At 57.6% G+C, this 11,742-nt stretch carries 11 protein-coding genes; 3 read left to right on the top strand and 8 right to left on the bottom strand.

What is annotated here, in order from left to right:
• The first annotated feature begins 8 nt into the window (after positions 1-8).
• A complete protein-coding gene (locus HRR99_RS00620; RefSeq protein ID WP_233122388.1) occupies positions 9-995 on the top strand; it encodes a type II secretion system F family protein in 987 nt (328 codons plus the stop codon).
• 63 nt (positions 996-1,058) lie between these two features.
• On the opposite strand, the gene HRR99_RS00615 is transcribed toward HRR99_RS00620, so the two are convergent.
• Positions 1,059-1,772 (bottom strand): tetratricopeptide repeat protein, encoded by a 714-nt coding sequence (locus HRR99_RS00615; RefSeq protein ID WP_233123530.1) that lies wholly within the window; start codon positions 1,770-1,772, stop codon positions 1,059-1,061.
• Between the two features lie 252 nt (positions 1,773-2,024).
• On the opposite strand from HRR99_RS00615, the gene HRR99_RS00610 reads away from it, so the two are divergent.
• The gene (locus tag HRR99_RS00610; protein ID WP_111840045.1) at positions 2,025-3,422 is read left to right on the top strand and encodes a leucyl aminopeptidase family protein; all 1,398 of its coding nucleotides are present in this window, start codon (positions 2,025-2,027) and stop codon (positions 3,420-3,422) included.
• A gap of 30 nt (positions 3,423-3,452) precedes the next feature.
• On the opposite strand, the gene pncB is transcribed toward HRR99_RS00610, so the two are convergent.
• From pncB to HRR99_RS00585, 5 genes are all read right to left on the bottom strand, one after another.
• On the bottom strand, positions 3,453-4,757 hold the full coding sequence (gene pncB, locus HRR99_RS00605; RefSeq protein ID WP_111840046.1) for a nicotinate phosphoribosyltransferase: 1,305 nt from the start codon (positions 4,755-4,757) through the stop codon (positions 3,453-3,455).
• A gap of 173 nt (positions 4,758-4,930) precedes the next feature.
• Positions 4,931-5,290: a hypothetical protein gene (locus HRR99_RS00600; RefSeq protein WP_111840047.1), complete on the bottom strand. Its 360-nt coding sequence runs from the start codon at positions 5,288-5,290 to the stop codon at positions 4,931-4,933.
• A gap of 90 nt (positions 5,291-5,380) precedes the next feature.
• On the bottom strand, positions 5,381-6,241 hold the full coding sequence (locus tag HRR99_RS00595) for a C40 family peptidase (RefSeq protein WP_233122387.1): 861 nt from the start codon (positions 6,239-6,241) through the stop codon (positions 5,381-5,383).
• Positions 6,242-6,309: 68 nt separating this feature from the next.
• Complete coding sequence (locus HRR99_RS00590) at positions 6,310-6,654, bottom strand: MarR family transcriptional regulator (protein ID WP_112497809.1); 345 nt, start codon at positions 6,652-6,654, stop codon at positions 6,310-6,312.
• Between the two features lie 341 nt (positions 6,655-6,995).
• Positions 6,996-8,102, bottom strand: a complete 1,107-nt coding sequence (locus tag HRR99_RS00585; protein WP_233122386.1) for a DUF475 domain-containing protein — start codon at positions 8,100-8,102, stop codon at positions 6,996-6,998.
• 442 nt (positions 8,103-8,544) lie between these two features.
• On the opposite strand from HRR99_RS00585, the gene kduD reads away from it, so the two are divergent.
• Positions 8,545-9,303 carry a 2-dehydro-3-deoxy-D-gluconate 5-dehydrogenase KduD gene (gene kduD / locus HRR99_RS00580; protein WP_112497811.1) on the top strand — a complete coding sequence of 253 codons (759 nt, stop codon included), beginning with the start codon at positions 8,545-8,547 and terminating at the stop codon, positions 9,301-9,303.
• A 9-nt stretch (positions 9,304-9,312) separates the two neighbouring features.
• Here the strand turns inward: kduD and HRR99_RS00575 are convergent, their stop codons facing one another.
• Entirely contained in the window at positions 9,313-10,242 is a 930-nt protein-coding gene (locus HRR99_RS00575) for a DMT family transporter (protein WP_233122385.1), read from the bottom strand.
• Between the two features lie 92 nt (positions 10,243-10,334).
• Complete coding sequence (locus tag HRR99_RS00570; RefSeq protein ID WP_233122384.1) at positions 10,335-11,678, bottom strand: formimidoylglutamate deiminase; 1,344 nt, start codon at positions 11,676-11,678, stop codon at positions 10,335-10,337.
• Positions 11,679-11,742: the final 64 nt, after the last annotated feature.

Below are 11,742 nucleotides of genomic sequence, written 5' to 3'. Positions count from 1 at the left end.
GTAGCACTATGTTCCAGCAACTCGCATCCAGCCTCACCAACCCGCATCTCATCGTGGCCGTCCTCGTTGCCGTCGCTGTTTTTGCAACCTTCTACACGCTTGCCATTCCCTATTTCGAGAAGGGCGATCTGGGCAAACGCATGAAAGCCGTGTCCACGGAACGCGACCTGATCCGAAGCCGGGAACGCAACCGGATGAGCGAGGCAGCCAAAGGCGAAAAGGCCTCGTTACGGTCGAACAACAACAAATCCGCTCGCCGGATCGTCGAACGCTTCAATCTGCGCGAAGCGCTTGTTGACGCCAATACGGTCAACAAGCTGCGGGCCGCGGGCTACCGATCCCAAAACGCCTTGAACACTTTTCTGGCCGCCCGCTTCATTCTGCCCTTCGTGTTCCTCGTGCTGGCTTTTCTCTGGGTCTTCGTCATGGGAAATCTCGACGGCAGGCCGTTCGGAATTCGGCTGATGGCGGTGCTGGGCTTTGGCTATCTGGGCTTTTATGCACCCAACATCTTCGTTTCCAATCAAATGTCCAAGCGCCAGAAATCGATCAAACGCGCATGGCCGGATGCGCTGGACCTGATGTTGATCTGTGTGGAATCGGGCGTATCAATGGAAGCGGCGATGCGGCGTGTGGCCGAAGAACTAGCGGAGCAGTCGCCTGAACTTGCCGAGGAAATGGTGCTGACCACGGCAGAGCTGTCCTTCCTTCAGGATCGGCGTACCGCACTCGAAAACCTGGGACTTCGCACGCAGCTGGATGGCGTAAAAAGCGTGGTGCAGGCGTTGATCCAGGCAGAGCGTTACGGCACGCCCCTGGCGCAGGCGCTGCGCGTTCTTGCACAGGAAGGCCGCGACGAGCGCATGAACGAAGCCGAGAAGAAAGCCTCCGCTCTGCCGCCCAAACTCACCGTGCCGATGATCCTGTTTTTCCTGCCGGTGCTGATCGCCGTCATTCTCGGCCCTGCTGGAATTCGTATTTCGGATACGTTCTGAACCGGTCTGCGCGCAGCAAAAAGGCGGCCCGCAGACCGCCTTTTGAGGACCATGGCAACAAACTTAATTCGTTGCCGTTCTCTTGTTCTTGTCGGAAAGCTGCGACCATGCATTCTGCTGGGATAGCATGCCGCGCAAATAGGTCAGGTTGGCCTGCGCCTGTTGGGCGGACAGTTCCTGCATCGCAATGCGTTCCGCCTCTTCGAAGCGTCCCTGAAGCCCGACGACCAGTGCAAGATTCTGGCGGATACGGCTGTCGGCTCCGGGCTGGGACGCGGCGGAGCGCATATAGGTCTCAGCCGTGCGCGGATCGCTTTGAAGCACGTAAGACATTCCCAGATTGGAGAGAATGCTCGGATCGTTCGGTTTCAGATCGAGCGCCTGCCGGTACTTTGCCCGCGCTTCGGATGAGCGGCCAAGCTGATCCAGCACAGCGCCTTCTGCCGAATAAAGACGCCAGTCCGGGCGATCCGGTGTCTGCGCCCTGTTGATGGTGTTGAGTGCCTGTTCCAGCTGACCGGCAGCGGCCTGTGCCTTGCCGTAGGAAGAAAGAACGTCACGATCTGTCGGATAAGCGATGGCGACCTGCTGCATGACAGCAAGGGCCTGCGTGTTCTTCCCCGTCATCATCAGCAGATTGGCGTAGTTGAGGCCCGTGTTGCGATCCCTTGGATTATGCTCATAGGCCTTGCCGGTGGATGCTTCCGCCTGCCGTAACTGCTCCATGTTCATCTGGTCGTAGGAACGGGATACCGGCGCCACCGAGCCGGTCGACATACGGTCTGGCTTGTTGGTGGAACATCCCGCAAGAGACAGGGCAAGCACGGCCGCGCAGACGCCGCGCAACAGCACGTTTGGGCGCTCTGGAAGGGAAGAAACAGCAATCACGACATTGCCCCCGGCTCTCGGTTATGATCGAAACGGGTGACACGAAGCGATTTCGCTCGACGCAACCCTCGCTCCAGCAATAATCTGTTAACCCTAACAGAATGTTAATTTGCCGATTCAGACCTTTACGAAAGCAGTCGAATGCCTCCTTATCAATTTATCGATCGCACTACGCCTTTCAGTTCCAAAGCGGGAAAAACACTGCCTGTCTTTGCAGTGACACCCGCTCACATCGAACAGGGCGCGATTGATCCGATTGCTCTCGATTGGGCGCGTAAAGCGGGCTTCAAGGCAGATGCAGGCGCAATTCTGCTCATTCCATCCGCAGAAGGTGCCCTCGGCGGCGCACTTCTAGGGCTCGGCACCAACCCGTCGGAGCTTCCTTTCATTACCGGCAAGCTGGCGCGGGAGCTGCCCGAAGGCGACTGGCACATCGAGACCGCCCCGCTGACGGTCAACCGTCTGATGTTGGGCTTTGGCCTTGGCGCCTATCGTTTCGATAAATACCGCACGTCAAAGAGCAACGGCGCGAAGCTGTTAATCCCCCGCGACGCAGAAGATGCGGAGATCAAGCGGATTCTGGCGGGTGTTTATCTGGCCCGTGACCTCATCAACGTGCCTGCCAACGACATGGGGCCGGACCAGCTTGAGATCGCATTCCGCAGTCTGGCTGCCCACTACAAGGCGCAGGTTTCGGTTGTGGCAGGCGAAGACCTGCTGAAAGAAAACTTTCCGCTGATCCATGCGGTCGGTCGTGCCAGCGAAAGCGCGCCGCGCCTGCTGGAGATGACTTGGGGCAAAAAGGGCAATCCGCGCCTGACGCTGGTGGGCAAGGGCGTATGCTTCGACACCGGCGGCCTCGACATCAAGCCATCGTCTTCGATGGCGTTGATGAAGAAGGACATGGGTGGGGCGGCCAATGTGCTTGGTCTGGCGCTCATGATCATGGACGCCCGCCTGCCGATCGATTTGCGCGTTCTCGTGCCTGCCGTGGAAAACTCCATTTCGGCCAACGCCTTCCGCCCCGGCGATATCTATCAGAGCCGTAAAGGCCTGACCGTTCAGATCGACAATACCGATGCGGAAGGCCGTCTCGTGCTGGCGGATGCGCTTGCCTATGCCGACGAGGATGCGCCGGATCTCATCATCGACATGGCGACGCTGACAGGTGCCGCCCGCGTGGCGCTCGGCCCCGATGTGCCACCGTTCTTCACGGATGATGAAGATCTCGCACACAGCATCAGCGATGCTAGCATGGATGTGGATGATCCCTTGTGGCGCCTGCCGCTCTACATGGGCTACGACAAGGATATCCGCTCCCGTGCAGCCGATATCACCAATGCGCCAGCAGGAGGCATGGCCGGTTCGATCACGGCAGCGCTTTTCCTCAAGCGTTTCGTAACGCAGACGAAGAAATGGGCGCATTTCGATATTTACGGGTGGTCGCTCAGCGAGCGTCCACATTCCTCCATCGGCGGAGAAGCGCAGGCCATTCGCGCGCTGTTTCAATATATCTCACGCAATTTCGCGAAGAAGTAACTGGCAAGGGAGCGGCAAACCGCTCCCTGCTCAGACGTGCACGTCCTGCTCCTTACGGTCTTCCTGACCGAAGAATTTCAGGTAACGCTGAACCTCCTCAGGTTCTCCGGTCGCCTTTTGCGGGTTATCGGAAAGCTTGACGGCGGGGCGTCCGTTGGCGTCGATAACCTTGCAGACGATGGAAATCGGCTTCAGGCTTTCAATCGTGTTGGGCGCGCATCCGGCAAAATCATTGGTCAGATTGGTGCCCCAACCGAAACTCATTCGGACGCGTCCCTCGAAATGCTTATAGGTGTCGATAATGGCATCCACATCCAAACCGTCCGAAAAGATCAGCAGCTTCTTCTTCGGGTCGCGATCCATCTTCTGCCACCAGTCGATGATCTTCTCGCCACCTTCGATCGGCGGTGCACTATCGGGGCGAAAACCCGTCCAGTCCGCCACCCATTCCGGCGCATTGCGCAAAAACGCAGCAGTGCCGAAAGCATCCGGCAGCACGATCAGAAGGTTGCCGCCATAAAGCCGGTTCCAGTCCTTCATGACCTGATAGGGCGCTGCGGCCAGAGCTTCGTCGTTCTGTGCGAGGGCAGCGACAACCATCGGCAGCTCATGCGCATTGGTGCCGACGGCTTCTAGGTCGGAATCCATCGCCAGCAAAACGTTGCTCGTGCCGGTAAATGCCGGGCCGATGCCTTCCTTCAACGCTTCCACGCACCAGCGCTGCCACAGGAAGCTATGGCGACGGCGAGTGCCGAAATCGGAAATACGAAGGCCGGGAAGTTCGCGCAGACGCTCCACCTTTGCCCACATCTTGGCCTTTGCGCGCGCATAGAGAACATCAAGCGTGAAATAGCCGAGCGACCGCATGGCGCTGCGCGAGCGAAGCTCATTGATGATAGCAAGGGCGGGAATTTCCCACAGTGTGGTGTCCATCCAGCGCCCATGGAAATTCAGTTCGTACTGCCCATCGCGTTTGAACAGTTCGTATTCCGGCAGCTGGTAGCTATCCAGCCACGAGAGAAACTCTGGCTCGAAAATCTGCGAACGGCCATAGAACGTGTTACCCGCCAGCCAGATGCTTTCCTTTTTGGAAAGACGCAGGCTCCGGGCATGATCAAGTTGCTCACGCAGTTCCATCTCGTCGATTTCATCGGCAAGCTTGACTGTCTTGGTGCGGTTGATGAGCGAGAATGTCGCGTTCACCTCTGGATAGAGCTTCCAGATCATCTGCAACATCAATAGCTTGTAGAAGTCGGTATCGATGAGGCTGCGGACGATGGGGTCCAGCTTCCAGGTGTGGTTGTGAACACGGGTCGCTATGTCTGTCTTCGTCATTGCTGCTGCTATCCCCCGCACCGGGCTCCATAAATTAAGAAGGGCCGATGTCGCCGCGCATTTCGAAAGGCTTTAAGCCTTCAGGAGCCTGATCTGCTCCCGAGAAAAAGACTTATCTGATAAAACAGCGGCAAGTCCAGACCGGTTTCAGCAAAGACGGTTCTCGCTGACCGTTAGAAATCCACCGCAGGCGGATTGATGCCGGGATACCAGTCCTTCGATGTCGGCACGCGGTTGCCTGTCGCAGTCACGCCGGCGGAACCGGTGCAACGGTAGCCCTGCACTGCCAGACCACGATTGCCGAAGACATCGCGGTAAGGGCCATCCGAATAGCTCGAAATCACAGGGGCGGAGTGGCAGTTGTAGCGCTCCTTCGGCTGCAGCGTCTTAGGGTCTTTCACACCCGGCAGATTGGCGTAGGCATCCGGCGCTGGCAGGTAACCATTTTCATAAACGGTCTGCGCCTGACCGCTCGAAGCAAGTGAGAAACTGGCGAAAAGAAAAGCCGCGATGCGGAGTGCTGGTCGTGCCATAGGAATGGTCCTGCCGAATGTTCTATCCCTGTTATATAGAACGGTCACCGCGCCAAGCCAGCGGATGGATGCAAACGTTTTCGTGAAAACTCAAGGGCGGCGGTAGGCCGTCGGCATCTCGTAGAGCCAGCCGATACGCTTGATCGCCTCATCGAGATTCTCCCGCGAGACAGTCATGGTGCGGCCATTGGCGTGGAGAAGCGTCTCCTCGTCTTCCATGATGCCGACATGGCCCTTCCAGAACACAAGATCGCCACGCCGCAGTTCTTCGCGGGTGATCTCGGTGCCGAGGGAGCGGACCTGCATATCCGTATCTCGCAGAACCGATTTGCCCGCCATGGCCATCGAAAACTGGACCAGACCGGAGCAATCGATACCAAAGCCTGACCGCCCGCCCCAGAGGTAGGGCGTTTCCACAAAGCGCAGGGCTATGGACACATAGTCTTCCGCCAGCACCTGCTCGACGCTAATGCAATGGGCAGCAATGACTCCCTCCCCGTTTTCGGTCATCAGATACCGTGTGCCGCGTGTTTCGGCTTCTCCGACAAAGTGTAGCTGGCTGCCCATAGACAGTGCCGCAATCGGTGGCTTTCTGAGTTCAGCAGCGGGGTAAAGAAAGGTGCGGGGCGCGATGATGCGGTGGGTGGGTGCAACCGTCTCACCGAATGCGGTTTCCGGCAGATAGCCAGCATAGCCATCTGCATCCGCCTGAACCCAGGCCCAGCCATTGGCTTTTTCAAACACCCTGATGGTTTCACCCAGCAGCAATTCCGTATCGATGCCGGCAGTCAAATCCGGCTTTGGACGGAGACCGATGACCGGAACCGTGATCTGCGATGGAGTACCGCTGACAAACCGTTCCGCCTCCACCTGACCCTTGAGTGCCTCATCGGCTAGATCGGAGCGGAAGATGTTGAGGCGGCGGTCGAGTGTGGTTTCCGTGGGTGTCATATCGATGCGTCCTGCTCGCCGTCATTTGCGTATTCTCTCACCGGCATACACCTTTTTGAAGCGGCACGCTAAGCCCTGCGGGCATGCTCGATGATCAGATCGCCGAATTTTTCCAGATAAAGCGCACCGGCCACTGTGCGTTTGATGACGACATTGCGGCGATCGCGTTCATCGCGCGCGCGGTCTACAAGCCCTAACGCACCCATGCTGTCCAGTGCGCGGGTGATGACGGGCTTGGTGACGCCCAGGACCGAGGCCAGCCCTCTGACGGTATGCGGCGGTGGCACGAGGTAGATATGCAGCAGGATCGCCATCTGCCGGGCTGTCAGATCCGGGGCATCTTCCTCGACCTGCGCCAGCACCACCCGGTGCCAGAGGTTCAGCGCCTGACTTGGCGACAGTTCGACAGACACGTATCCAACTCCGTACGTTTGCAATCCCAAAAAGTCACCAGCGGATTTTGGCGCAAATCAATGAACAAAACAAAACCGCCGCCCACCGTGTCTGCACTGACGTGCGCATCGATGTGGCGGCGGCTCTTGCGCTCGTTTTCGAGCTAGCGTCCCCTCTGGACTTGAAGAGATACACGCATCAAGCGTGCCAGTTAGGTTTTGCAGCAGAAATGCCCGCTAATCCTGCCCTTACAAACAAAAAGCTTCGGCGGAGGCACCGCCGAAGCTCATATTTTAAGCGATATTCTTCAATCGCACAATTCCGCGCCGTTCACTCGAAGAGTTAAGCGGCGTTAATAGCGTTAAATCTCGGCACCCTGCGCGCCTTCGACTTCCCGTGCTTTTTCCTGCTTGTTGTAGCGAATGGAAGACCACAGCGAGATACCGATGAGCGTTGCGCCACCCAGACCGGTGATGACTTCTGGAATATGGACGAGGCTTTGCACATACATGATGACCGAGAGGATGAGGATGGCATAGAACGCGCCATGCTCGAGATAGCGGTATTCCGCCAGCGTTCCTTTTTCGACCAGCATAATGGTCATAGAGCGCACATACATGGCACCGATGCCAAGACCGATGGCGATTATGAAGAGGTTTGAGGTGAGCGCAAAAGCGCCGATGACGCCATCAAAGGAGAAGCTGGCATCCAGCACTTCAAGGTAAAGGAACGCGCCGAAGCCGCCCTTTGCCGCGCCTTCCAGCACCTGCTGGCTACGGTCCAGAATGCCGCCGAGAACTTCGACCAGAAGGAAGGTCAACAGACCCCAGACCGCCGAACTGAAGAAGAGAGTAGCTGCTTCAGGACCCAGCGCTGGATCAGCGCTATTGGCGATGATGCGCGAAAAGACCAGCATGACGATCAGCACGAAAGCGATCTCGATGCCCTTGATCGACGAATAGGTCGCGATCTTCTCTTCGAACCAGCGCACCCAATGCACGTCCTTCTCATGATCGAAGAAGAAGCTGAGACCCACCATCATCAGGAAGGTGCCGCCAAAGGCCGCGATCGGCAGATGTGCGTCCTTCATGATCTGCGCATAACGTTCCGGTTCGGTCGCCGCCATGACCATGGCCGTCCACGGACCGACATTGGCCGCGATAACGACGATGAGCAGCGGGAAGACGATACGCATGCCGAAAACGGCAATGAGAATACCCCAGGTCAAAAAGCGATGCTGCCACTCAGGCGTCATGTCTTTCAACTTGTTGGCGTTGACGATGGCGTTATCGAAGGACAGCGATATCTCAAGAACCGCCAGAACCGCGCAGATGAAGAAAATCGTGGCCGTACCGCTGACGGTGCCCGTCATTTCCCAGCCGAGCCAACCGCCCAGCAGAAGGCCGACGACCGTGACGATGAAGGCCCATTTGAAATAGGTGAGTGAGGATTTGGTTGTCGGTGTCATCACAGGGCTCCCGTGCTGGCTGGGCGAACGGGAAAACGTGGAGCAGGCATGGCACAAAGCGCACGCATGGAATGCATGGTCAGATTTTTCATGGGTTTAAATCCGCCGGCGTCATAAGCAGGCGGTACCGACATCGCGAGAGCGCCGTAAAACTCTCGCCAGAGGGGCCCGGCACCAAAGTTCGGTTCCCAAATCCCGATGTCAGGGGATTGGGAATGCCTTTGTTAGTCTCGCAACTTCGTGATTTCGTCAAGATAAAAGTTGTTTTTTCGACGTAATCCCACTGTTTCAAGTTTTTCCAAGCCTGTTTTACAAACAAAAGTTGCGGGACGTCATGTTGTAGTATCATTTTAAAAAGAGATACTATTTGTTTCTTGCTCACCTAATCTGCTTGCGATAAATACGGGTAAGCCAACGAATTCATGATGCATGGAGCAGCGCAATGACGATTTCCTTCGACCTGACCGGCAAGACAGCGATTGTCACGGGTGCCAATACCGGGCTTGGACAGGGCATCGCCACGGCGCTGGCTGGCGCGGGCGCAACGGTGGCGCTGGTCGGACGGTCCTCCATGACGGAGACGGAAGAGGCAATTGCAGCCATTGGCGGCAAGAGCCACAGCATCAAGGCGGATTTGTCATCCATCGCGCCTGTTGGAGAGGTCATCAGCGAGACTGTGCGCCTTGCTGGCGGCGCCGATATTCTCGTGAACAATGCGGGCATCATCAAGCGCGCCGATTCGCTGGATTTCACCGAAGCCGATTGGGACGCGGTGATGGATGTGAACCTGAAGACGGTTTTCTTCCTCAGCCAGGCTTTCGCCCGCCACCTTGTTGCGGAAAACAAGCCGGGTAAGATCATCAACATCGCCTCGCTTCTGTCGTTTCAGGGCGGTATCCGCATTCCATCTTACACCGCATCCAAAAGCGGGCTCGCGGGTCTGACCCGCCTTCTGGCCTGTGAATGGGCGGCCAAGGGCATCAACGTCAATGCCATCGCGCCTGGCTATTTCGACACCAACAACACGGAAGCCCTGCGCAACGACCCGGATCGCAATGCGGCGATCCTGGCGCGCATTCCCGCTGGCCATTGGGGCAAGCCGGAAGAGCTTGGCGGCGCCGCCGTGTTCCTCGCCTCCAGCGCTGCGGACTATATTCACGGCACGGTTCTGCCGGTCGATGGCGGCTGGCTGGCGCGTTGATCTGAAAGCCTAGACTAGGTCATCCAGAGGCGGGCTGGCGGACTTCGCCTGCCTGCGTTTGAGTGTGTTCTCCCGAAAGAAGATATAAAGGCCCGCCAGCACGATCAGTCCAGCGCCGATGACGATGCTGGACTGCGGCACATCGCCAAAGATCAGCCATCCGAACACCACGGCCCAGAGCAGCAGCGTATATTGCAAGGGCGCCACCGTTGCGGCATCGGCCAGCTTTAGCGCGCGGTTGACCAGCACATGCGCCGTCATGGCAACGATGCCCAGCAGAGCCAGCAGGGACAGGTCAAAGCCGGATTTCAGCGGCACCCAACCCGAAGGCGTGATGGCAATGGCGACAACACCGGCAACCGCTGCCCCGACGATCTGCCAGAAGGCCAGCACCGTATCCGGCGTGTTGCGCAACTGACGACCAGACAGCATCATGAAAGCAAAAGCCGCACTGCCGAGAATGGAAAAGAGCGCCGCCGACGTCAGGGATGCCGAGCTTGGTTGCAGCGCGATTACTACGCCGAAAAAGCCAATCGCAATCGCCGTCCAGCGCCGCCAGCCAACCTTCTCCCCCAACAGAAACGGCGACAGCGCTGCAACATAAATGGGGGCCGCCAGCCAATAGGTCATGACATCCGCCAAGGGAAGCGCTTTGACGGCGAAATAGAAACAGAAGAGTTCAGCTGTGGAAAAGAACACGCGGGCGGCCTGCAAGGTCGGACGCTCGACGCGGATGACATTGCTTAAACCCGCTCGCGACAGGATGGGAATCAGCACGATAATGGCAGCAGCGCTGCGCACCAGAACGACTTGCCCCAGGCTGTAGGTCGATACCAGCCATTTGCCCATGGCGTCATTCAACGCAAAAAGAAGCATGCCGAGCAGCATGACAGCCACCCCGAGACCCGTGGGAGAAAGCTGACGAATGAAATTGGGCATTTTGCCTCCGGACTCCCTAGATCACAATGATCTCCGCGAGGTCCTTTTCCAAGTCAAGCCCAAGGACGCTTCCATGCGTACATTAGAGTTATCTATTGCGACAAAAGTTCTTTCATCGTCTCACGGAAACGCGCTGAGATCGCTTCACGCCTTACATGGAGGCCATCGCGAACGACAGCCTTGCCGTTGATCCACACCGTTTCCGGCTTTACCAAGCCACCGAATATCCAGCCGTCGAGCAGATTGTCGCACTCAAGATACGGCGCATTTGCTGTGTTCAGCGAAACGAAATCGGCGGCATGCCCTACTGCGATACCCGCTTTGGCTCCCAATGCACGAGCGCCACCCTTTAAGGCAGCATCGAAAAGCGTCCTGCCGGTGGAGCCATTTGCGGGTGCCACCACATTGCGGGCGCGATGCAGAAGCCGTTGGGAATATTCCAGTTGCCGAAGCTCATCGGAAACACCGATCAGCACATTGCTGTCTGAGCCAATGCCGAAAGCGCCGCCTGATGCCAGAAACTCCCGGGCCGGGAATGTACCATCCCCCAGATTGGCCTCGGTCATGGGGCATAGGCCTGCGATTGCACCGCTTCGGGCCACGGCTACCGTCTCTTCTGAGGTCATATGGGTGGCGTGGATCAGACACCAGCGATCGGTGACATCGGCATTGTCCAGCAACCATTCCACCGGTCGTTTGCCGGACCACGCAATGCAATCTTCGACTTCCTTCACCTGTTCGGATATGTGGATATGAAGCGGTGCTGATGGGGCAAGCTGCGATGCGATAGTCAACTCGTGCGGGGTCACTGCGCGCAGGCTGTGCGGCGCAACGCCGACGACGCTTTCAGGCAACGAGGAAACGGTCTTCGCAGCGCCCTCAAGAACACGCGCAAAGCTCTCCGTCGAATTGATGAATCGTCGCTGCCCCTCCGACGGTTCGAGCCCGCCGAAGCCGGAGTGAGCGTAGAGGACCGGAAGGAGTGTCAGCGCGATACCCGTTTGGGACGCTGCCGACGCTATGCGCTCTGAGAGTTCCGCGATGTTCGCGTAATGACCGCCGCCCTTGTCATGATGAAGGTAATGAAACTCGCCGACACGACCGAAACCGGCCTCCAGCATTTCCATGTAAAGCTGCGCAGCCACCGCCTCCATCTGGTCCGGCGTCATGGTCAGCGCGAAGCGGTACATCAGGGTGCGCCAGCTCCAGAAACTGTCTGCGGTGCTGCCGCGCCTTTCCACCATGCCTGCCATGGCCCGTTGAAAAGCGTGGCTGTGCAGGTTCGGCATTGCGGGGAGGATGACCTTTGCCCGTTCGTCAGTACCTTGCGCCGGTGCGCCGATGTCGAGCGAAACGATTTTGCCATCGGCAATTTTCACCCGGACATTATCCGCCCAACCATCTGACAACAAAGCGGCTTCAGCATGAAGGATCATTTCGGCTCCCCAATTTTTACATCACGGCTCTTGCCTCTCCATCCATTATGTATATACATATTAA

The sequence above is a fragment of the Agrobacterium vaccinii genome (assembly GCF_021310995.1).
GTDB lineage: Bacteria > Pseudomonadota > Alphaproteobacteria > Rhizobiales > Rhizobiaceae > Agrobacterium > Agrobacterium vaccinii.
This window is presented reverse-complemented; position numbering and strand designations above follow the sequence as displayed.